The organism is Rubrobacter aplysinae, from assembly GCF_001029505.1.
Lineage (GTDB): Bacteria > Actinomycetota > Rubrobacteria > Rubrobacterales > Rubrobacteraceae > Rubrobacter_A > Rubrobacter_A aplysinae.
The window spans coordinates 57,664-79,910 of the sequence record NZ_LEKH01000012.1 but is presented as its reverse complement, the minus strand read 5'-3'; the positions used below and the strand labels follow the sequence as shown (position 1 = coordinate 79,910).

General features: G+C 67.8%; 18 protein-coding genes and 1 pseudogene. 2 read left to right on the top strand and 17 right to left on the bottom strand.

Annotated features, from left to right (window positions below; translation table 11 throughout):
- Nucleotides 1-71: 71 nt before the first annotated feature.
- The 13 genes from ABD53_RS12020 to ABD53_RS11960 all read right to left on the bottom strand — a co-directional run bounded on the left by ABD53_RS12020 (nucleotide 72) and on the right by ABD53_RS11960 (nucleotide 13,541).
- The gene (locus ABD53_RS12020; protein WP_084709611.1) at nucleotides 72-2,207 is read right to left on the bottom strand and encodes an ATPase, T2SS/T4P/T4SS family; all 2,136 of its coding nucleotides are present in this window, start codon (nucleotides 2,205-2,207) and stop codon (nucleotides 72-74) included.
- Between the two features lie 27 nt (nucleotides 2,208-2,234).
- Nucleotides 2,235-3,095, bottom strand: coding sequence for a shikimate dehydrogenase (gene aroE, locus ABD53_RS12015; RefSeq protein ID WP_084709610.1), 861 nt, complete (start codon nucleotides 3,093-3,095; stop codon nucleotides 2,235-2,237).
- Between the two features lie 114 nt (nucleotides 3,096-3,209).
- A complete protein-coding gene (gene mltG / locus ABD53_RS12010) occupies nucleotides 3,210-4,295 on the bottom strand; it encodes an endolytic transglycosylase MltG (RefSeq protein ID WP_160309688.1) in 1,086 nt (361 codons plus the stop codon).
- A gap of 1 nt (nucleotide 4,296) precedes the next feature.
- Entirely contained in the window at nucleotides 4,297-4,776 is a 480-nt protein-coding gene (gene ruvX, locus ABD53_RS12005) for a Holliday junction resolvase RuvX (RefSeq protein WP_047866060.1), read from the bottom strand.
- Nucleotides 4,751-7,408: an alanine--tRNA ligase gene (gene alaS, locus ABD53_RS12000; protein ID WP_047866038.1), complete on the bottom strand. Its 2,658-nt coding sequence runs from the start codon at nucleotides 7,406-7,408 to the stop codon at nucleotides 4,751-4,753. The genes ruvX and alaS overlap by 26 nt, the downstream gene beginning before the upstream one ends.
- Nucleotides 7,409-7,588: 180 nt before the next feature.
- Nucleotides 7,589-8,374 carry a SigB/SigF/SigG family RNA polymerase sigma factor gene (locus ABD53_RS11995; RefSeq protein WP_047866037.1) on the bottom strand — a complete coding sequence of 262 codons (786 nt, stop codon included), beginning with the start codon at nucleotides 8,372-8,374 and terminating at the stop codon, nucleotides 7,589-7,591.
- Entirely contained in the window at nucleotides 8,371-8,703 is a 333-nt protein-coding gene (locus ABD53_RS11990) for a hypothetical protein (protein ID WP_047866036.1), read from the bottom strand. The genes ABD53_RS11995 and ABD53_RS11990 overlap by 4 nt, the downstream gene beginning before the upstream one ends.
- Before the next feature lie 22 nt (nucleotides 8,704-8,725).
- On the bottom strand, nucleotides 8,726-9,217 hold the full coding sequence (locus tag ABD53_RS11985; protein ID WP_047866035.1) for a hypothetical protein: 492 nt from the start codon (nucleotides 9,215-9,217) through the stop codon (nucleotides 8,726-8,728).
- A gap of 1 nt (nucleotide 9,218) precedes the next feature.
- Entirely contained in the window at nucleotides 9,219-9,671 is a 453-nt protein-coding gene (locus ABD53_RS11980) for a hypothetical protein (RefSeq protein ID WP_047866034.1), read from the bottom strand.
- A 185-nt stretch (nucleotides 9,672-9,856) separates the two neighbouring features.
- On the bottom strand, nucleotides 9,857-10,936 hold the full coding sequence (gene mnmA / locus ABD53_RS11975; protein ID WP_047866033.1) for a tRNA 2-thiouridine(34) synthase MnmA: 1,080 nt from the start codon (nucleotides 10,934-10,936) through the stop codon (nucleotides 9,857-9,859).
- Nucleotides 10,937-11,350 (bottom strand): iron-sulfur cluster scaffold-like protein, encoded by a 414-nt coding sequence (locus ABD53_RS11970; protein ID WP_047866032.1) that lies wholly within the window; start codon nucleotides 11,348-11,350, stop codon nucleotides 10,937-10,939.
- 15 nt (nucleotides 11,351-11,365) lie between these two features.
- A complete protein-coding gene (locus ABD53_RS11965; protein WP_047866059.1) occupies nucleotides 11,366-12,559 on the bottom strand; it encodes a cysteine desulfurase family protein in 1,194 nt (397 codons plus the stop codon).
- A gap of 67 nt (nucleotides 12,560-12,626) precedes the next feature.
- A complete protein-coding gene (locus ABD53_RS11960) occupies nucleotides 12,627-13,541 on the bottom strand; it encodes a TlpA family protein disulfide reductase (RefSeq protein ID WP_152670753.1) in 915 nt (304 codons plus the stop codon).
- 336 nt (nucleotides 13,542-13,877) lie between these two features.
- Between ABD53_RS11960 and aspS the strand changes: the two genes are divergently transcribed.
- Nucleotides 13,878-15,740 carry an aspartate--tRNA ligase gene (gene aspS / locus ABD53_RS11955; protein WP_084709606.1) on the top strand — a complete coding sequence of 621 codons (1,863 nt, stop codon included), beginning with the start codon at nucleotides 13,878-13,880 and terminating at the stop codon, nucleotides 15,738-15,740.
- A 270-nt stretch (nucleotides 15,741-16,010) separates the two neighbouring features.
- Here aspS and codA read toward each other — a convergent pair whose 3' ends face one another.
- The 4 genes and pseudogenes from codA to gcvT form a co-directional block, all read right to left on the bottom strand.
- Nucleotides 16,011-17,285 (bottom strand): cytosine deaminase, encoded by a 1,275-nt coding sequence (codA, locus tag ABD53_RS11950; protein ID WP_047866030.1) that lies wholly within the window; start codon nucleotides 17,283-17,285, stop codon nucleotides 16,011-16,013.
- Nucleotides 17,286-17,363: 78 nt separating this feature from the next.
- Nucleotides 17,364-18,041 carry a hypothetical protein gene (locus ABD53_RS11945; protein WP_047866029.1) on the bottom strand — a complete coding sequence of 226 codons (678 nt, stop codon included), beginning with the start codon at nucleotides 18,039-18,041 and terminating at the stop codon, nucleotides 17,364-17,366.
- 316 nt (nucleotides 18,042-18,357) lie between these two features.
- A pseudogene (solA, locus tag ABD53_RS11940) lies at nucleotides 18,358-19,497 on the bottom strand (N-methyl-L-tryptophan oxidase); the annotation flags it as partial.
- On the bottom strand, nucleotides 19,497-20,804 hold the full coding sequence (gcvT, locus tag ABD53_RS11935; RefSeq protein ID WP_053058012.1) for a glycine cleavage system aminomethyltransferase GcvT: 1,308 nt from the start codon (nucleotides 20,802-20,804) through the stop codon (nucleotides 19,497-19,499). The gene gcvT and the pseudogene solA, both read right to left, overlap by 1 nt.
- Before the next feature lie 200 nt (nucleotides 20,805-21,004).
- Between gcvT and ABD53_RS11930 the strand changes: the two genes are divergently transcribed.
- A complete protein-coding gene (locus ABD53_RS11930; RefSeq protein WP_047866056.1) occupies nucleotides 21,005-22,246 on the top strand; it encodes a serine hydroxymethyltransferase in 1,242 nt (413 codons plus the stop codon).
- The last annotated feature ends 1 nt before the right edge of the window (nucleotide 22,247 follow it).

The following is a 22,247-nucleotide window of genomic DNA, read 5'->3' as shown; positions in this document are numbered from 1 at the left end:
TAGAAATAACTGCGGACTCTGTTACGGGTAATCGTCCCGGGGGACGCGGAACTTTAGCGTTCTCCGGGAGCCTAGAGAACGGTGCGCAGTACCTCTTCCAGGGTGGTCATACCCCTGGCGGCCTTGAGCAGCCCGTCCTCGCGCAGGCGCACCATCCCCCCCTCCTCCGCGGCCCGGGAGACCTCCGAGACAGAGGCGCGGCGCAGGATCATCTCCCGGATCTCCTCGTCGACGACCATCATCTCGTAGATCCCGACCCTCCCCCGGTAGCCGGTGCCGCCGCAACGCTCGCAGCCCACGGCCCTGTACAGCGTGGGCTCGCCGCCGAGCTTGTCGAACGGGAACCCCATCTCCTCCAGCACCTCCCTATCCACCTCCGTAGGCTCCTTACAGCGCGGACAGAGCTTGCGGGCCAGGCGCTGGGCGATGACGCAGTCCACCGCGGAGGAGGTGAGGAAAGGCTCCACGCCCATCTCGGTGAGGCGGGTGAGCGCGCCCGGGGCGTTGTTGGTGTGCAGCGTGGCGAGCACGAGGTGCCCCGTAAGCGCGGCCTCGACCGAGATCTTGGCGGTATCCTGGTCCCGGATCTCGCCGATCATCACTATGTCCGGGTCGGAGCGCAGGATGCTCCTGAGGCCCGAGGCGAAGGTGAGGCCGGCGCGCGGGTTGACCTGTATCTGGTTCACCCCCTCGACCCGCAGCTCTACCGGGTCCTCGACGGTGATGATGTTCTTCTCGTCGGAGTTCAGCTCGCTCAACGTCGCGTAGAGGGTCGTGGACTTGCCGCTACCGGTCGGGCCGGTGACGAGTATCGCGCCGTAGGGCCGGTTGAAGATCTCCTCGTATGCCTTGAAGATCTCCGGTGCGAAGCCGAGCTTTCTAAGGTTGGTCTCCACGCTCGACGTGTCCATGAGGCGCAGCACGATCTTCTCGCCGTGTACCGTGGGTAGCGACGCGACCCGGAAGTCCACCTTCCTGGCAGAGAGCCTAACCGAAAAGCGCCCGTCCTGGGGCACGCGCCGCTCGGCGATATCCAGGTTGCCGATGATCTTGAGCCGCGTGATAACGCCCCCCTGCAGCCGGGGCGGGATGGACATGATCTCGCGCAGCACCCCGTCCACCCTCATGCGCACCGTAACCACGCCCGACCGCGGCTCGACGTGTATGTCCGAGGCCCCGTCGGAGACGGCCTGCTGCAGGATGGAGCTGACGAGCCGGATCACGGGCCGGTCCTCGGAGTCCGCCTCCGCGCCGAGATCCAGGTCGTCAGACTCCTCTTCAGCCTCTTCGCCGGCGGCGTCACTGAGCAGACCGGATAGACTCTCGCCGCCGGCGAAGAACCGAGTCTGCACCTTGCCTATCTCCTCGGCGGTGGCGATCACCGGAGAGACGCGGTACCCCGAGATCACCCGGAGATCGTCCAGGGCGTTGATGTCCGTGGGATCGCTTATGGCGACGATCAGCCGCCCGTTCTCGATGCGTAGCGGCAGCGCCCCGTGCCGCCGCAGGACCTTCTCCGAGAATAGCTCCAGCGCCCCCCGGTCCACGTCCTTCTCCGAAAGCTCCACGAAATCCAGCCCGAGCCGCTCGGCATTCGCCCGCGCGAGGTCTTCCCGGCTCACGAGCTCCAGACCGACCAGGACCGCGCCAAGCTCCCGGCCGCTGCCGCGCTGCGCGTCGGTAGCGCTCTGTAGCTGCTCCTCGGAGATCCTGCCCCGCGATACCAGAATGTCCCCGACGCGTCTCCCCCTTACGGGCCTCGGCTCGCCGGGCTTCTGACTGACACCCTCCTCGGCCTCCTCGGGCACTTCGGGCACTTCGGGTATGTCGGCGGTAGACGTGGCCGGGCCGCTCTCAAGGCCGCCCAGCTTGTCTTGCAGCGAGGCGGGGTCTAGCGGCTTCCCCAGGTGCTCGTGAGCGCCATTCCGTAGCTCGCTCCCGTTTTCGTTAGGACCGCCGGGCTCGGTGACGAGCAGACGGAGCACCTCTTCACCCCGGGACTCCTCTACCATCCGGCACAGCTCCTCGCCGCCGATGCCCTCCAGCGACTGGTCGCAGATCACGGCCCGAATGCCCTCCCCGCCTTCGAACATCTCCCAGGCGGAGTCTCCGTCGGCGGCAACCAACGCCTCCTGACCCAGGTCTTCCAAGGCCTCGACCACGACCTGACGGGTGGCCGGGTTTCCGGAGGCCACGAGCACCCTCATCGGGCCCGCCCGGCGTCCGAGAGGTAGCTACCCGAGCGCACGGCTCATCGCCTCCACGTCGGGCTCCCGGCCGGTCCACTCTCTCTGGGAGGCAACGCCCTGGTATAGCAGCATCCGCCCGCCGGAGACGGTGAGGGCTCCGCGCCGCCGCGCCGCCTGGACGAGCGCGGTCTCCGCGCCGGCCCGGTACACCACGTCGCAGGTATCCAGCCCGTCCCGCAGGGCCGTCTCCGGCAGCGGTAGAGGGTCCTCCGCCTTCATGCCGAGGTAGGTGGTGTTTATTACCACGTCGGCCTCGTCCGCGGCCCTCTCGACCTCGCTCTGCGGGCGGGTGGAGACCCGTTCCCCGCCGGTCACGTGGGAGAGCCTCTCGCGCAGTTCCTCCGCCCGTCCGGGGGTGCGGTTCACCACCTCCACCGCTCCGGCCCCCTCCCCGAGCACGGCGACGGCGGCGGCGGCGGCGGAACCGCCGGCCCCGAGGAGCAGCACCCGGCGGTCCCCGAAGCCCACCCCGGCCTCGGCGCAGGCCTCGACGAAGCCCGTGCCGTCGGTGTTGAGGCCGCGCAGCCCCCCGGGCTCGACGACGATGGTGTTCATCGCGCCCGCCACGCGGGAGGCGTTGTCCACCTCGTCCATCATCGGCAGCACGGCGGACTTGTGGGGCATGGTCACGTTAGCCCCGGCGAAACCCAGCGCTCGCAGCCCGCGCACGGCCTCCTCCACGAGCTCCGGGGCGACGGGAAGTGGGACGTACGTGTACTGGGCGTGCCCTCCACGCCGCGCGGCCTCGGCCTCGAAGGCGGCGTTGTGCATGCGGGGGCTCAGGCTGTGGGATACCGGGTAACCCATAACGCCGAGCAGCTTGGTGTCGCCGTGTATGGTGCTCACGGGGTCTATCTCGTCTCCAGGTTCTCTAAGGTCTGATCAGGTCTAGCGGGGTTCTCGATACAGCGCCCCGTACACTTTAGCGTGTCCGGCGTCTTCGGCACACTCTCCGGCACTCTATCTACCGGCCCTTTCCTTAGCCTCCAGGAACTCCTCGTATCCCCGGGTAAAGGTATGCTCCTCGCCATCCTGGTCAAGGACGTAGTAGAGGTACTCCGTGTCCGCGGGGTTCAGGGCCGCCCGGATAGAGTCCAGCCCGGGGCTGGCTATGGGTCCGGGCGGCAGTCCTTTACGCTCGTAGGTGTTGTACGGAGAGTCCCCCTCCAGGTCCCGGAGGCTGAGTCTCTCCTTCGGGGCCCCGAGCGCGTACTGGACGGTTGCGTCTATCTGCAGCGGCATCCCGGCCCGCAGGCGGTTGTAGATCACGGACGCTATGATCCGGCGCTCCTCCTCGCTTGCGGCCTCGCGTTCTATGAGGGAGGCGACGGTCACGGCCTCATACTCGGTAAGCCGCCCCCCGTCCGGTAGCTCCACGGCCCGCCCGAAACGCAGCTCCCTGGTCTCCAGGCTGTACTGCTCCAGCATCCGACCGACCATCTCCTCCGCCGACGCGCCTTGCGGGAATGCGTACTTTCTCGGGAACAGAAAACCCTCCGTGCCCCGCGCGCCTCGCAAGAAATCGTGGCCGTAGCCGGTCTTTCGGGCGGCCCGGCGGAACTCGGACTCGGAGACGCCGCTCCGGGCGGCCACACGGGCGGCGGTCTGGCCCAGGGTAAGGCCCTCCGGCAGGGCGACCTCGGCGGCGGGTTCTTTGCCGCCCTCGGTCAAGAGGGTCAGGATCTCACCCCCGGACTCCCCGGGGCGGATGCGGTACTCGCCGGGTTTGATCCCGATCCCCGCGCCCTGCAGCCGGGCCCGGAGCTCGAAGACCGTGGCGTTGCCGATAACGCCCGCTTCGTCCAGCTTGCGGGCGGCCGACCCGAGGCTCTCACCCTCCTCTATGGTTATGTTAGCGGGGCCGGAAGAATCGGCGGGAGCGGCGAACACGGCCCTGTAGAGGAGTATCCCGCCCGCGAGCACCAACACCAGTACCACAGCCAGCAGTAAGAGCGGCAGCCGGGCTCCGAGCCCGCGAGGCTTTTCCCCTCCCCCGCCGAGCCGCCTCAGCCGGCTATCCCCGCCCTCCGGTGAGTGCCGGGGCAACCTACGCCCTCCGGTCCAGATACTCCTGGAGCATGTGAGCGGCCGCGAGGTGATCCACCCTGGCTTTCCCCTCGCTACGCCCGGTGCTCTTGCCACGCCTCTTCCCCCCCGGTCCGCCGTCTCCGCCGGGGCTTGCGAGCCGCGTGGTCAGGCGTTCGTCCCACTCCACGAACCTGGTCTCCGGGAAGGCTTCCCTCAGGCGATCCAGCTCCCGCAGCGCACGCCCGGCCTGGAAGCCCGTCTCGCCGGACATGGTGCGCGGCACGCCGACGACGACCTCGCCCACCAACTCCTCGTCCACGAGGCGGCGCAGATAATCGTCTATCTCCGTGCTGGCGACCACCTCCAGCGGCGAGGCGAGGCTGCGCGTGGGGTCGGAGAGGGCGACCCCGGTGCGCACCTCCCCGAGGTCCAGGGCGGCCACCCGGCCTCCGGCCTGATCCGGCTGCGGTACGCTAGCCTCCGGCGGTCTCTCCCGCAAGGCGGCCTTCGAGCACCGCACGGACGCGGGAGAGGGCGTCGGGTATGGACTCTACGTCTCCGCCGCCGCCCTGGGCCATCGTCGCGCCGCCGCCTCCACCGCCGCCGAGGACGCCGGACACCTCGCGCACCACCTCCCCGGCCTCGATCTTCTCCGAGACCTCCGGATGGAGGTTGGCTATCACGACCGCCTTTCCGCCGACGTCGGCGGCGAGCACGACGGCTGAGGGACCGCCGAGCCGGTTCTTGACGTCGTCCGAGATCTGACGCAGCCCCTTCACGTCCGCCGCCGTGACCTTCCCGGTCACGACCCTCGCCCCGTCCACGGCGAGCGCGCCATCAACGAGCTGCCCGACCTCTTCGAGACCGGCCTTCAGGCTCTGCTCGCGGGTCTCCTTGCGGACGGCCTGTATCTCCTCCTGCAGCCCGCCGACGGCCTCCTGCAGCCCGTCAACCTCGACCCGCAGGCTCTCCGAGAGCCCCTCGGCCGTCTCCGCGGCGTCCACCAGGTACGAGAGCGCCTCGCGGCCGGTTATGACCTCGATGCGGTACAGGTCGGCGCCGTGCTTGCGGTTGGAGACTATCTTGAAAGCCCCGACCTCGGCGCTGGCCCGCACGTGGGTGCCGCCGCACAGCTCGCGCGAGAAGCCGTCTATCTCCACGACGCGCACGAGGTCGCCGTACTTCTCGCCGAAGAGCATCATCGCCCCGAGGTTGCGGGCCTCCTCCAGGGTGGTCGTGAAGTACCGGACCGGCTGGTTCTCCGTGATCTTGTTCAGACACTGACGCTGGACCTCGGCGAGGTCCTCGTCCGTAACCCGGTCCCGGTAGCGGTAGTCGAAGCGCAGCCGGTCTGGCCCCACGTAGCTCCCGGCCTGCGTAACCTCCTTACCGAGCCTGGCCCTGAGTGCCCAGTGCAGGATGTGGGTCGCCGTGTGGTTCGCCTCGATCTGCTGCCGCCGGACCCGGTTTATGGAGGCGGTGACCGGCTCCCCCTCCCGAAGCACGCCATTACCGGACTGTTCAGGCTTGCACCGCAACACCTGATAGTCCCCGGTGGGTATAACGTCCGTGACCTCGACCTGCGCCTCGCCCGAATCCACCCATCCGGTGTCCGCGACCTGACCGCCGCCCGTAGCGTAGAACGGGTTCTCCGCGAGCACCAGGTAGGTCTCGTCCTCTTCGGAGTCCGGCACGGGGGCGGCGGCGAGCACCCGGGTCTCGACCTGCTCCCGCTCGTAGCCGACGAAGCGGCTGTTTATCTCCTGGTCCCGGAAGGCGGCGACGGCCCTCTCGTAGCCCTGGGCCGCATCGCGGGCCCGCTCGCGCTGGTCGGTCATCGCCTGCTCGAAGGCGGCCTCGTCCAGGGCCAGGCCCCGCTCCTCCAGAACCTCCCGCGTCACCTCCACCGGGAAACCGTAGGTGTCGTGCAGGAGGAAAGCCGTGTGCCCCGAGAAGGCCTCGCCGGCGGGGAGGCGCCCGATCTCGGTCTCCAGCAGCCCCATGCCCGAGTCGTAGATCTGGATGAACCGCCCGGCCTCGCCCTCGACGATGCGCCGGATCTCCCCCTCAGACTCCTTTAGCTCTGGATACGCCTCCCCCATGTACTCCACGACCACCCCGGCAAGCCCCGCAACCTGGGCCGCGCCGAGGCCGAACCGCGAGTAAGCCTCCCGCGTCGAGCGGCGTATTATGCGCCTCAATACGTACTCCCGGCGCTGGTTGCCGGGCCTCACGCCGTCGGCGACGAGGAAGGCCATGGCGCGGGCGTGGTCGGCGAGGACGTACAGCGCGCGGTCGGTGTCCGGGGTGCCGCCGACCTCGCCGCCGGCGTACTCGCCCACCTTATCGAAGATCGGCCTGTACAGGTCCGTCTCGTACACCGAGCCAACGCCCTGCATCACGGATGTCAGGCGTTCGAGACCGAGCCCGGTGTCTATGCCGGTCTGGGTCAGCGGAACCAGCGTGCCGTCGGTGCGCTGCTCGTACTGGTTGAAGACGAGGTTCCAGATCTCGATGAAGCGGTCGTCGCCCTCGTCGCCGCCGGGGGCGTACTTCGCATCCTCGTGCGGGTCACCGCGACCGTACTCCTCGCCGTAGTCGTAGTAGACCTCCGAGCACGGGCCGCACGGGCCGCTCTCGCCGGGCGGGCCCCACCAGTTCTCGCTCTTGGGGAGGCCGAAGATCTTCTCCTCCGGCACCCCGACGGCCTTCCAATGCTCCTTGGCGTCCTCGTCCTCGGGGGCGTTCTCGTCGCCCTCGAAGATCGTGATCCACAGCCGTTCAGGTTCGAGGCCCAGGGTGCCCGTAAGGAACTCCCAGGCGTACTCGACAGCCTCTTTCTTGAAGTAGTCGCCAAAGGAGAAGTTGCCGAGCATCTCGAAGAAGGTGAGGTGCGTGGCGTCGCCGACCTCTTCGAGGTCCGAGGTGCGGAAGCACTTCTGGACGCTGACCGCCCGCGGGGAGGCCGGACGCTCCCGGCCTATGAAGTACGGGATGAACTGCTGCATCCCCGCCGTGGTCAGCAGCACCGTCGGGTCGTCGTGGGGCACCAGCGACGAGCTCTCGTACTCTTTGTGCTCCCGCTCCCGGAAAAACTCCAGGAACTTCCGTCTTATCTCATGGCTCTGCATCTAGCTATGCTCCACCTCTTCGCGACTCTCTGAATGTCTCATTACCGTGATCTACGTGATGCCCGGGGCTCTCCGGCCCCGCTAGCTAAAGGCCGTCAGCCTCTAACCAGCGCGTACCGGTAGTGTATTGTACTTTTCCCGCCAGGCTTTTCCACGCGGCCCCCACGAGGCTCCACGAGGCTACTCCCGGACGCCTCCCGCGCCGGAGACTCGGTCTAGCTCCAGGCGGAGGTCGTCCACGGCGCGGCGTAACAGGCGCGAGACGTGCATCTGAGAGACACCTATGCGCTCCGCTATCTCGGTTTGGGTCTTGCCCTCGTTGAAGCGCAGGAGCAGGATCTGGCGCTGTTGCTCCTTTAGCTCGTCCATCGCGGACTGGAGCAGAACCCGGTCCTCCACGCCTTCGAACGGGGAATCCCTGTCCGGTTGCAGGTCAACGATGGTGTCCGACTCGGAGTCGTCCTGGTTTACCGGGGCGTCGAGGCTGGCGGTGTTGTAGGCGCGCCCGAGCGTAAGGGCCTCGGCCACGCTCTCCTCGTCCGATTCGAGGGTCTGTGAGAGCTCCTGGATCGTCGGCGAACGCCCGGAGCGGACCGTTTCCTCCCGGATTGCCTCCTTCGCCGACTGCCGCAGCTCCTGCAGGCCGCGCGGCACCCGCATCGCCCATCCCTTGTCGCGGAAGTAGCGCTTGATCTCACCCAGTATGTTCGGCGTGGCGTAGGTGGAGAACTCTATGTTCCGGTCCACGTCGAAGCGGTCAACGGCCTTTATGAGCCCGATGGACGCTACCTGTACGAGATCCTCGACCGGCTCGCCCCGACCGGCGAACTTGCGCGAGAGAAACTCCACGAGCGGCATCTGCTCCTCGATGACCTTGTCCCGCGCCTCCCGGTCGCCGTGCTTGTGGTAGCGGATCAAGAGCCGCCGCGTCCTGGCCTTGTCGGGGCGGCGGTAGCGGGGGCTCAAGAGGCCAGCTCCAGCAGGGTGAGCCACCCTGCGGTCTCGGGGGAGCCGTCGGACGCCCCGGACTCTGCGGAGTCGCCATCCTCCCCCTCGCCGCCCGGGTGCCGCCGCTCGACCTGGGCGAGTATCCTGCCGTCGTGCAGGGCGAAGCGGTAGCTAGTCTCGCCTCCGGCGTGGGCCTTTTCGAGAGCCTGTACCGCCTCGTCGAGCCCGCCGACCCCGACGCCGGCGCGGGTGATGAGCCCCGCGAGCACCACCCCTAGACAAGAGCGCAGCTCGGCGGAGTCCGGGACCGTCAAGTACGTGTACTCGGCCCCGCTTTCGGGCGGCATGTCTCCGGTACCGATCGTAGTCCTAACCTCCTTCCGGCCGGCTCTTTTGCGCCGCGGCTTCTCTAGCATCCTCGGGGTCTATGGGCTCCGTGGAGTCGTCGAGCGCCGGCGAGCTTCCCTCCGGCGCGGGCGGACGGCCCGCAGACGCCGTGGCCCCCGTGGCCCCCGTGGGTTCCGTGTCCTCCGTGCGCTCCACAGGGTCACCGGATGCGGCGGGCTCTGGGGAGACCGGATAGGCTGCGGGGTCCGGCACGGGCTCCCCGGCGTCGCGGCGGGGCCGATGGTCTACGCCGCCCCCGCCTCCGTGGCCGGCGAGGTCGCTCAGTATCTCCTGCCGTCTTCTGGATGAGGCCTCGCGCCCGGCGGCGACCGCATCCTTGAAGCGCCGGCGCACGTTATCCGGCAGGTCGCGGGCCGACCGTGGCAGGTTGCGCCGCGCCTCCTCGTCCGTAGCGTAGACGGTCCCGGCGACGCCTATCAGGGCGCCCGCGACGAGCTTCTTCCAGCCCTCCAACCTAGGCCCTCCTCTCGCGGTTCTCGAGGTTCTCGCGGCCGTCCGGCCCGTCTTCCGGCGTCTCGCCCGGCTCCGGGAAAACCGGGTCACCCTCGGCATCGCCACCGAAGAAGGCCCCGAAGCCCCGGGAGAGGCCGGCGGTCGCCGCGGAGAGCCCGATCACGCCGTTGCGCAGCCCCTTGGTGAGAACGGTGGTCGTCTGATCCAGCTCGCCGGTTATCCCCGAGACGTCGCCGACCGCCGTGTCCAGCTGGGTTAGCTGGCTGTTGATGTTGTCCATCGTTATGTGGGTCTTGCCCACCAGCGGGACGATCTCGTCGGAGACCTCCTTTATGCTCTGTTCGGTGATGGAGAACACCCTGGCGAGCCGTAGCAGCATCCAGGCGAGCAACAGAAAGGCCACGGCCAGCGCCACGTATAGCCCGCCCTTTGCCACCATCAAGAAGATTTCCAAGCCCTGCCACACCTCCAAAAAGACTCACGAGGGCCCGCCCGGGCCCATACGGAATACGGACTTAAACATTCCCCACGGCCGCCAGGGCTCTTCGTGGGCGGCCCGCATTATATACCCGGGAGCAACGGGTCCGGTAGAGCCAAGTATTGCCCTTCCGGATCGCCTTTCTGGATCGCCTTCTCGTACTACCCTTCCCGGGTCACGACCCCACCCCCGACCACGCGCCCGCCGTCCGGCGTATAGAAGACCGCCGACTGCCCCGGCGCGACGCCGAGCACGGGCTCATCCAGGCGGGCGACCCACTCCCCGGCCCCGGCCGGCTCGATCTCGCACTCGACGGGCGGGCTATTGTAGCGGATCTGGATCTGAGCCGACCGCTCTGGCGGGAGAAACCAGTTCATACCGCCGACCCGGACCTCGCTCTTTTGGAGGTCCTTCTTCTTCCCGACGACCACCTGGTTGGTCTGAGGCTGCACCTCGGTCACGTACAGCGGCTCCGGAGCCGACACACCGATACCCCGCCGCTGGCCGACGGTAAAGTCCGTGACACCCTCGTGGCCGCCGAGCACCTCGCCCTCGCGGTCCACGATCTCGCCCGGCTCTGGGTCCATGTTCTTTCGGATGAATCCCTTGTAGTCCCGGTCCGGGATAAAGCAGATGTCCTGGCTCTCGGGAGTCTTTGCCACAGAGAGGCCGCGGTCGCGGGCGATCTCGCGGATCTCGGGCTTCTCGTAGTCGCCGAGCGGAAACACGGTGCGGGCGAGCAGATCCCGGGGTATCGGCCACAGGACGTAGGTCTGATCCTTCTCCCGGTCCGCCGGCCGCGCCAGCGTCGGGTTACCGTCCTCCCACTCCACCCGGGCGTAGTGTCCGGTCGCCACGTGGTCGAAGCCGAGCTGGTCCGCTACGAAAGACGCCGCGTGGAACTTCACGTGCGCGTTGCACGCCACGCACGGGTTCGGGGTCTCTCCGGCGGCGTAGGAGCCGACGAAGTCCTGCATCACCCGCCGGTTGAAGAGCCTTTCGAGGTTCAGCGTGAAGTGCGGCAGGCCCATGCGGTGCGCCGTCTCCCGGGCAAAGAGCACCGTGTCCGGCGAGCAGCACGAGCGGCTGCCGGGCTCGGCCTCGTGCAGCCGGAACGTGACGCACACGGCGTCGTAGCCGGCCTCCTTGAGGAGCAGCGCGGTTACCGCCGAGTCCACCCCGCCGCTGGTCGCCACGACCACGCTCTTGCCATTCCTTCTGTCCTTACGAGCCTCACCCAATTAGTACCCTCCGTATCCTTCGACCAGCGACTCGCCGGCGACCCGGTCCCAGCGATTCTCGAACGCCTTGTGCAGGGCGTCCACGACGAGCATCGTGGCATGCTCCTTGCCCTCCGGCAGCGGCCCGCCGAGCTCGTCCTCTACGTCCGACCGCGAGATGCGCGCCGCCTCCAGTATCCCCGCTCCGCTCGCGAGGCCCGCGAGCGCCGACCCGGCGGCGATGGTCGCGGCGCAGCCCTGCACCTTGAAGCGCGCCTCCTCGACGACGTTGTCCCGGACCCGGACGGTAAACCTCGCGACGTCGCCGCAGGCCATATGACCCGACTCGCCGGTTCCGTCGGCGTCCTCGATCTCGCCGACGTTCGCCGGGCTGACAAGATGCCGGAGTACCTCCGGGCCGTAAGCCTCGCTCATTTCTCCCACGCCTTCCTATCCCGCGTACAGTGGAGACATCTCGCGCAGCCTCGCCACCGCGCCGGAGAACGCCTCCAGAAATCCGTCTATCTCCTCCGGGGTGTTGTCCTTGCCGACGCTGACGCGCACCGAGGAGAACGCCTCGGCCTCCGACAGCCCCATCGCGAGCAGCACCGTGGAGGCTTTCTGGTCCGCCGAGGAGCAGGCCGCGCCGTTTCCGATGGCGTAGCCCAGGGCGTCGCAGATCATGACCACGCTCTCCGCGTCCGCCCCCTCGACCGAGAGGTGCGCGTTCCCCGGCAGCCGCCGCTCGGGATGGCCGTTGAGCCTCACCCCGGGGATGGCCGTCACGCCCTCGACCAGACGGCCCCGCAATACCCGCTCGCGCCGGGCGCGCTCCTCAAGCTCAGCGCGGGCGAGACGGCACGCCTCGCCGAACGCCGCTATCCCGGCGACGTTCTCGGTGCCGCCGCGCAGCCCGCGCTCCTGGCCCCCGCCCCGCAAAAGGGGCTCGATGTAGGTGACCTCGGAGCCGCCGCGTACGTACAGTGCCCCGACGCCGGACGGCCCGTACAGCTTGTGGCCCGTGAAGGCCAGCGTCGAGACCGGCGTACCAGATACGTCCACCGGCAGATGCCCGACGGCCTGTACCGCGTCGCAGTGGAGCGGCACGCCGCGCTCGCGGCAGACCCCGGCGAGCCCGCCGACCGGCTGCACGGTCCCGACCTCGTTGTTCGCCCACATCACGGCCGCGAGCGCGGTGTCCTGCCGCAGCGCGGCCGCGAGCTCATCCGGGTCGACGAGACCGTGACGGTCCACGCCGAGCCGGGTGATCTCGAACCCTTCGGCATCCAGGGCTGCCGCCGCCTCCCGCACCGCCGAATGCTCGACGGCCGACAAGACCACGTGACGGGCACCCCGCTCGCGGGCCGCCGCGCGGGCCAGGCCTATGACCCCCAGCGCGTCAGACTCCGTGCCGCCGCTGGTGAAGTAGACCTCCTCCGGGGAGGCCCCGATCAAGAGCGCCGCCTCCTCCCGGGCCTCCTCTACCAAGCGGCGCGCGGCGGCGCCCGGCGCGTGGCGCGAAGAAGGGTTTGCCCTCGGCAGGCGTAGGGCCCGTGAGAACGCCTCGGCGACCCCCGGATCGAGCGGCGTGGTGGCGGCGTGATCCAGGTAAACACCGGGCGGGTTTGCGGTATCGGGCTGCATAAGCTGCATAACGGTCCCAGTGTAACCCAGGCCGCCAGAATGTCAGCCGCGGCCCGGGGCTCCCAGGCTAGAGCGTAAAGGTGGCCGCGACCGCGCCGTCGGGGCCCACGAGGGCGAGCTGGTCGCCGGGTGAGAGGCTCAGGGAGCCGCCGCCGAAGGTCCCGTCCACCTGCTCTCCCTCCGAGTCCTCGACATCCGGGGCCCGGCCCAACGAGAGTGAGTCCCCCGGCTCGACCGCGGCCTCCCCGTCCACGCTCACGCTCCCGGAGCCCGGATCGGCCTCGCCGGTGGAGGGGTTGACGGCGGTCAGCTCGTAGCCGCCGAGGGAAGCCTCCGAGCTTCCGTCGTTGCCGATGGTAACGGATCGCAGCCGGCCGCCACCGGCGGTCTCGGCCTGCTGCAGAACGAGCCGGTCTTCCTCGTCGGACCCGGTCGTCCGGGTGTTCGCGAGATCCGCGAGCGCCTGGTCGAGCACGGGCTGGGTCACGTAGCCCACGAACACGCTCTCGTACGCGTAGTTCCCGTCGCGTGGGGCGAGCAGGGCGACGTAGGGCGTCAGGCTCACCCCGAGCTGCGCCGCGAGGGTTCCGTACTGGCCCAGCTCGAGCTCACCGCTATTCTCGGCCACGCCCGGGTCGTCTATGTCGTAGGAGAAAAACTCCACGTCCGGGTACTGCCCCTGAAGTTGCCCGATGGAGCCGTCCACGATACTGTCCACCCCGAGGCCCTGGGGATAGAAAGACATCTCGTCCTGCTCGAAGAACTGCACGACTATCGGGGACCCCCGCTCGTAGGCCGCCCGGAAGTCCGGCGGGACCGCCTGATCCTGCGTAATGAGGCTGAAGGGCTCGTCCTCCATGCTCTGCTCGCCCGCCACGGCGGAGGTAGACTCGGTAGTCGCGCCCTGCACCGTGGGCTCCGGGGAAGGCTCATCCTCCCCACCACCGCAGGCCGTGGCCGTCGCCGGGAGCAAGAGGACCACACAGGCCAGCCACAGGAGCTTTATCGTAAAGCGGGCGACGCTTTGTCCATCTCCCCTATCTCCCAGGATACTATTCTCCCCTTATCCTCCCTCTGCGTCCCTCTGCGCGCGGATACCCGAGGCTCGGCCCCGTCCCGGCCGCTGGCAAACTTAGCATGGCCCAACGAGACACGCAACGGAGCCCGGGGCCCGTCCGGTCCCGCGCTTCGAACTCCGCACGACTATTCCGCCTACCCTATACTCACCTATACTTTGAGCGTAGGTTGCACCGGATTGCGGATACAGCGCAGTCGTAGACGATTCACGAGTACCAGCGGAGACTAGCGGAGGGTAGATTTGCACAGCGAGGAACGAGGCTCGGCCACGCCGCGGCCCGGCGAGCAGGGCGCAGAGCAGGGCCCGGGGAACCCGTACAGGTCGCACACGGCGGCCCGGCTCGGCGCGGAGGACGTGGGAGAGTGCGTGAGGCTCGCCGGCTGGGTAAACCGCCGCCGGGACCACGGCGGCCTCATATTCATAGACCTCAGAGACCGCTGGGGCGTTACCCAGGTCACCTTCGACCCCGACAACGAGAGCGTCTTTGCCCAGGCCGAGAGCCTGCGCCCGGAGTGGACCATCGCCGTGGAGGGCGTGGTCGCCCGCAGGCCCGAGGGCAATGAGAACCCGGATCTCTCCACCGGTGAGGTCGAGGTCGAGGTCTCCACCATGCAGGTACTCTCCACCTCCGACACCCCGCCGTTCGAGATAGACCGCGAGCGTGACGTGGAGGAGCTTCTGCGCCTGAAGTACCGCTACCTGGATCTGCGCCGCGACCGGATGCGGGACAATATCGTGTTCCGCCACCGGGTCGTGAAATACATGCGCGACTTCCTGGACGAGCGCGGCTTCCTGGAGATAGAGACGCCACTCCTCACGGCCTCCACCCCCGAGGGCGCGCGGGACTACCTGGTGCCGAGCCGGCTGCATCCCGGCGAGTTCTACGCCCTGCCCCAGTCGCCGCAGCAGTTCAAGCAGATCCTCATGGTCGCGGGCTTCGAGCGATACTTCCAGATCGCCCGCGCCCTAAGAGACGAGGACCAGCGCGGCGACCGCCAGCCCGAGCACACCCAGCTAGACCTGGAGATGAGCTTCACCAGCCAGGAGGAGGTGCTCTCCCTCACCGAGGAGCTCTTCGCCCAGATAGTCGAGGGCCTCACCGACAAGCGCATCATGCAGCGCCCGTTCCCGCGCCTGACCTACCACGAGGCCATGACCCGCTTCGGCACCGACAAGCCCGACATCCGCTTCGGCCTGGAGCTCGCCGACGTCTCGGACCTCGTCGCCGGCTCGGACTTCAAGGTTTTCGCGAACGCCGTCTCCTCCGGCGGCGCGGTTCGCGGGCTGGCCTGCGGAGACCTCGGGGATCTCTCCCGCAAGGAGATAGACGGCCTGACAGCCGTCGCCGCAGAGGGCGGGGCGAAGGGGCTCGCGTACCTCAAGGTCACCGAAGACGGCCTGACCGGCCCTATCGCCAAGTTTTTCTCCGATGAAGAGGCCGGTGCCCTCCGAGAGCGGCTCGGGGCGGAGGCCGGGGACTACATGTTCTTCGTCGCCGACTCCGGGCCGGTGGTATTCGAGAGCCTCTCGCGGCTGCGGCTGCACCTGCGGGACAGGTTGGATCTCGCCTCTCCCCAAGAGCTAGGGCTGTGCTGGGTAACGGACTTCCCGCTGTTCGAGTACAACGAGGAAGAGGACCGCATCGAGCCGATGCACCACATGTTCACCATGCCGCGCGACGAGGACCTGGAGCTCCTGGAAACCGACCCGCTACGGGTGATCGGCCAACTCTACGACCTGGTCGCCAACGGCACCGAGCTGGCCTCGGGTAGCATCAGGATCCACCGCCCCGAGCTACAACAGAAGGTCTTCGACGTCATAGGGATCTCGGCCGAGGATGCGGAGAGCCGGTTCGGGGCGCTGCTGCAGGCCTTCCGCTACGGCGCGCCGCCCCACGGCGGCATCGCGCCCGGCATAGACCGTCTCATCATGGTCCTGCGCGACCAGCCAAACATCCGCGAGGTCATGGCCTTCCCCAAGACACAGGCCGCCCGCGACGAGATGATGCAGGCCCCGAGCCCCGTAACCGAGGCCCAGCTAAAGGAGCTGAACATAGCACTGAGAAAACGGGCCTCGCCGGACACGGAGAACACCGGAGAGTAGCCGGTCGCCTCGGCGTGAGACGGAGGGAGAGCGGCGCCGTATCCCGGCGCCGGTTGTCTCCGGTGGGCCGGTTAGAAAGACCTTCAGGCGGGATTCGTCTGTCTGCTTTGCGCCGTACACGGCCGTGCCCGCATTGCGCGGTCTTTGCGCGTTAGTTTAGCCGCAGAGGAGCGACCAGGCTTCGAGAACGCCAGTCCGGCAGAGACGCCGACGCGCAGACCTGTACACCGTCCCGAGCGTCCGGTCTGATCGATATCGTCTGCCTCGGCCTCACCCGCCGCTACCCGCGCCGCCGGGGGCGGGCTCGATGCTCTCGCCGAAGAGGCTCGTCCGGGCGGGGCTGGTCTCGGCTATCACCCGGCCGCTCTTCACCACGAGTGTGGTCGTAGCCAGGCGTCGTATAGCCTCCCACTCGTCCGGAGCGTCCACGAGCACGAAGTCCGCGGAGCCCCCCTCGACGATACCGTAATCCTGCAGGCCCAGGGCATCTGCGGCTCCCCGGGTCACCATGGAGAAGCAGGCTTCCACCTCTTCCCGAGAGGTCATGTGGCAGGCGTGGACGGCCATGTGGGCGGGCTGGAGCATGTTTCCCGTACCCAGTGGATACCAGGGGTCCATGACGTTGTCCGAGCCCAGCGCGACGTTCAGCCCGTTCTGCCACAGCTCCTTGACCCGCGTAATGCCGCGCCGCTTGGGGTAGGAGTCGAAGCGGCCCTGCAGGGTAATGTTGATCAGGGGGTTGGCGACGAAGTGGATCCGGCTCCGGGTGAGCAGCCCCATGAGCTTCGCGGCGTAGGCGTCGTCGTAGCTGCCGAATGCGGTGGTGTGGCTGGCCGTTACGCGCGGTCCCCAGTCTCTTCGCAGGGCCTCCGAAGCCATGACCTCCAGGAATCTGGAGCCCGGGTCGTCGGTCTCGTCGCAGTGCAGGTCCACAGGCCGGTCGTACTTCTCGGCGATTCGGAAGCACTCTTCCACCGAGGCGACGCCCATCTCGCGGGTGTGCTCGTAGTGGGGTATCCCGCCGACGACGTCCGCCCCGAGCCGCAGGGCCTCTTCGAGTAGCTCCGCTCCCCCGGGATAAGAGCTCACGCCCTCCTGGGGAAACGCCACTATCTGCAGGTCCATCCAGTCGCCGACCGACTCCTTTAGCTCCAGCAGAGCCTCCAGGGCGAGCAGCTCGGGATCGGTAACGTCTACGTGGGTGCGGACGTGCAGCACGCCCTGCGCCGCCTGCCAGCGCAGGAGCTCCTCCGCGCGGGAGATCACGTCCTCGCGGGTCAGCCGCCGCTTGCGCTCGGACCAGATCTCGATGCCCTCGAACAGCGTCCCGGATCGGTTCGGGCGGGGGTCTCCCGCCGTGAGCGTGCTGTCGAGGTGTATGTGGGGCTCGACGAACGGCGGGGATAGCAGTCTGCCTCCGGCCTGTACCTCTCTCTCCGCCGCGCCTGCTATACCCGGTCCGATCTCCGCTATCCGGCCGTCGGCCACGGCGACGTCCACCAGATCCCCGTCCACCCGCGCGCCGCGTATTAGAAGTTGATACATTGCCTCCTCCCTGAGTCCCTGGAGACCGGAATATTACCAGCGCGTGCGACGCTCGGGCCGCTCCGAGGCTCCGCGGATCTACCGCTGCGGGCGCGAGAGCCGTGCGAGAGCTTCATCCACCGCAAGACGCCGGTAGGTCTCCAAGGGCCTGTCGTCCTCCATCAGGGTTGCGCGCCCGGCGCGCACGCCCTCTCCCGCACCGGCGTCCAAGGCCTCCGAACCGTCGAGCACGTTTCCGACGTACTCCTCGGTCGCTTCGTTCCCGGTAACGCTGAGGTCCGCCCCCTCCACCCGGCCACCGGGCGAGTAAGCGACGGCCGTGCGGACACCGACACTGGCGAGCGTGGGGCGGCCGAACTCGGGATCGGCCGGAGGCCCATCCTCGATCAGTAGCCGGGTCACGGCCCGGTCGTTGATCGCCCGCAGTATCTCCTCTGGATCGTCCTCGACCACCACCTCCTTGTGGGCGGGGAAGATGTCGAACATTTTATGGTCGCCTACCGGGCCTCCGGCGTGGAACACGAAGTAGTCCGGGTAGACGAAGAAGTCGTCCGACCGCCGCCTCTGCAGCTCGTAGAAGGCCGTCACGGTCGCCAGGATGAGCGCGCTCGCGCCGACCACCCCACAGGGGGAGCGTGAGATCATCCCGAGCCGGTCGCGCTCGTCGAACTCCGGGAACACATCCTGGATGCCGGCCCTCCGTCCGTCGACGGTGATCGTGAACGACGATTCGGTGAGATCCTGCGTCGTATGCACGCCCTTTACCTCCCTTGCCGCTTCCCTGCTGCTATCGTCACCGGTCTTGCACTGTAACCCACCTCCCGGCCCGGACGAGGATGCCGCCCGGGCCGCAACGTAAGCGACGTAACCCGGGCGCTTACCAGAACGTCCTGACCTCGCCTCTTTGTGGGAAGGCCCGGAGCCGGCCGTTTTTCTGGGCGGAGCCGTTCTGGCCCGCATCCACATGCCCGTTGGAGCCGTTCGCCGCGCTCGGCGCGGGTTGAGGCCGGGGGCCGCTGGCGGCGGGAGCTTGCCGGTGCACCCCGCGACCGGCCGCACCGACGGTCGAGCGGAAACGGTCCAGGCGGAACAGGCTTATGTCGTGGCGGGTCATCCCCGTCTCGGCGAGATCCGCCATGATCTCACCTACCACACTGGCGAACTTGAACCCGTGCCCCGAGCATGGCGAGGCGAACGACACCTGCGGATAAGCGGGATGGGTGTCTATGACGAAGTGCTTGTCCGGGGTGTTGGTGAACATGCACGAGTGCAGGCTCATCGTCGGGCCGCAGCCCTCTGGGAAGTACCGTTCGGCGAACTGCCTTAGCAGAGCCTCGTCGTCGCCGCGGGCCTCCCGCTCCATCTCGTTCGGGTCCACGACCTCCTCCAGGTGGTGGTACTTGCCGAACTTGAAGCCCGGCACTCCAAATACCGGGAAGCCGTAGAACCGGCCCTCCTCGGCCAGCAAATTGAACACGGGGAAGCTGCCCGGCTGGAAACGCTCGGGGGCGGTGGGCTGCAGCCAGGCGAGCACCTGACGCTCGGGCACGGCGAGACCGTCGAGCACGCCGAGCAGGTGTGCGTTCCACGCTCCGGCGGTCACGACAAGCTTCTCGGCGTCGTAGGAGCCCCGGTCGGTGCGGACCCGCACGCCGCTTTCGAGCGGCTCCCAGTCCAGCACAGTCTCGTGGCCGTGGACCTCGGCGCCTTCGGCCTGGGCCGCCTGCACGTAGGAGACGATGCAGCGCTCGGGGGTGAGGAAGCCGCCGTCGGGCTGCAAGAGCGCGAGGTGGTCCTTGGGGAGATGGTAGCCGGGGTAGCGGCGGTGTAGCTCGGACCCGGTCAGGACCTCGTGGGGCAGGTCGTGCATCCGGCACGAGTCCCAGGAGCCCTTGAAGACCCACGAGTCCTCGGGTCCGGCGTCTATGGAGCCGGTCTTGTACAGCAGCCGCTCGCCGACCTTGTGCTGTACGTCGTGCCAGAGCTCGTAGGCGCGGCGCATGAGCTGCACGTAGGAGGGGTCCTCGTAGTAGGCGAGGCGGATGATCCTGGTCTGCCCGTGCGAGGAGCCCATGTCGTGGGGTATCCCGAAGCGCTCCAGGACGAGTACCCTTTTGCCGCGCCGGGCGAGCTCGTAGGCGGCGGCGCTGCCCATCGCCCCGGCACCGACGACTATCGCGTCGTAGTGCCCGGAGTAGTCCACGCCAGCCATCACGACCTCCCGTTACCGGAATGGGCGGGCGTACGGAAATCCATGCCCGGCCGGTTGTACAGGGCCGGCACCGGCGAGGGCGAGGGCTTGGAGCGGCCCAGATCGTCCTCGGGCTTTGAGCGAGGCCGGGCGAACTCCGCGTCGAAGAATGGAGTCTGCGTGACCTTCGCGGGCACGGGGCGGCCGCCGATCTCCACTAGCAAGTTACCGCCGGGCCAGGCGTGGGCGGTGTCCACGTAGGCGAGCGCGAGCATCTTGTTCACGGACGGCCCGTAGGTGCTTGAGGTTACGTAGCCGACCTTCCGGTCTCCGGCGAGGAACTCGTCCTCGTAATCCCCGGCCTCTGCGCCGTTCTCGACGAGCTCGCGGAAGGTGGATACGTCGCCGATGGCGTAGATCGCGTCGTCCTTGGTTGCCGGTATCTCGCTGTCCAGTGTGAGCCCGACCCAGCGCTTGTCCAGCCCCTGCTCCTGAGCCCTGAGTAGCGCCTCGCGCCCGATGAAGTCCCGCTTTTTGAACTTGATCCACCCGTCGAGCCCGAGGTGGAACGGGGTGTAGTCCTCGCTGATGTCCGGCCCGTACAGCGGCAGCGCCTTCTCGATGCGTAGAGACTGCATCGCCTCCAAGCCGTAGGGTCTGAGGTCAAACTCCCGGCCCGTGGAGAGGATGTACTCCCAGACCGGCCCGGCCTGATCGCTTGGCACGTACAGCTCGTACCCGAGCTCGCCGGTGTATCCCGAGCGCGACACGAGTATCTCTACCCCGCCGATGGTGGCCGGGGCGAACCGGAAGAACCGGAGGGTGTCGAGATCCACGCCCTCCACCACGCTCTTTAGATACATGCGCGAGAGAGGACCCTGTACGGAGAGCAGGGCGAGCGAGGCGGTTACGTCGGTCACGTAGGCGCTTGAGCCTTCGGCGTGGTCCCGGATCCAACGGTAGCTCTTGGCCCGCGGCCCGGAGCTGACCACGATCATGAAGTGCTCGTCGTCGAACTTGTACACGGTAACGTCGTCTACGATGCCGCCCTCTTCGTTGCACATGGTCGTGTACCGGAGCTGGCCGGGCTCCATGTCCTGTACCTCGTTCACCAGGAGCCGCCGTACCAGACGCTCCGAGCCCGGCCCCTTGATGTCTACCTCGCCCATCGTCGAGAGGTCCTGCAGGCCGGCGTGACGGCGGACGTTGAGGTGCTCCTCCACCGGCGAGGTGTAGGAGGTCGGGAACATGTAGTCGCCGCCGCCCTTTACGAGATCCCGCGCCGCCCGCAGGTGAAAGTCGTACAGCGGCGTCCTCTTCTCCAGCATCTCCTGCCTCCTTGACCAGCTCTCTTGCGTTGCAATATACTCAACACTGTTGTGAAAACTATGTTAGAAGTTAGTAACCACGTTGTCAAGAAGGTCCGCCCTAATATCTTGGGGCGGGCGGAGAGAAACGAGGAGGAGAGATGAGCTGGCCACTATCGTCCGAGAAGAGTAACGGTACGGCGGACCTGCCGGGGGAGTTCATGATGGCACCGCTTTCGGAGCTGGATCCGGAGATAGACGAGGTTCTGGGACGCGAGCTGGAGCGTCAGCGTGACACGCTGGAGATGATCGCCTCGGAGAACTTCGTCCCCCGCGCCGTGCTTGAGGCCGTGGGCTCGGTCCTCACCAACAAGTACGCCGAGGGCTATCCGGGCCGGCGTTACTACGGTGGCTGCGAGGAGGTTGACGTGGCGGAGCAGCTCGCCATAGACCGCGCCAAGGAGGTGTTCGGGGCCGAGCACGTAAACGTACAGCCCCACTCCGGGGCCCAGGCGAACAACGCGGTGTACATGGCGCTCATGGAGCCCGGCGACACGTTCCTGGGGCTGGCGCTGGACCACGGCGGCCACCTCTCACACGGGATGAAGCTGAACGTCTCCGGCAAGCTCTACAACCCCGTCGCCTACCACGTGGACCGGGAGAGCGGTCTGGTGGACATGGACGAGGTCGAGCGCCTCGCCCACGAGCACAAGCCGTCCCTGATAGTCGCCGGGTGGTCGGCCTACCCGCGCTACCTGGACTTCTCTGTCTTCAAACGCATAGCCGACGAGGTCGGGGCGAAGCTCATGGTGGATATGGCCCACTTCTCCGGGCTGGTCGCCGCCGGTGAGTACCCGAACCCGGTGCCGCACGCCGACGTCGTGACCACCACGGTACACAAAACGCTCGGCGGACCGCGGAGCGGCATGATCCTGTGCCGTGAAGAGTACGCCAAGAAGATAAACAGCTCCATATTCCCGGGCCAGCAGGGCGGGCCGCTGATGCACGTCATAGCGGCGAAGGCGGTCGCCATGCGCATAGCGGCGAGCGACGGTTTCAAGGAGCGCCAGCGCCGGACGGTGGCGAACGCCCGGGCGCTGGGCGAAGAGCTCCTGGAGAACGGCATAAACATCCTGACCGGCGGCACGGACGTGCATCAGGTGCTGGTGGATCTCGGCTCCACCGGGCTCGACGGAAAGACCGCCGAGGACCGGCTGGATGAGGTCGGCATCACGGTAAACCGCAACGCCATACCGTTCGACGAGCGGCCCCCCATGAACCCGTCGGGTCTGCGGATCGGGACCTCTGCGCTCACCACCCGCGGGTTCGGAGAGGACGACATGCGGGAGATCGGGCGCATCATAGCCGCCGCCCTGGGCGAGGACTTCGAGCCCGAGCGGGCAGCCCTGCTAGACCGCAGCCGCGCCCTTATGCACCGTCACCCGCTATACCCGGGACTGTAAG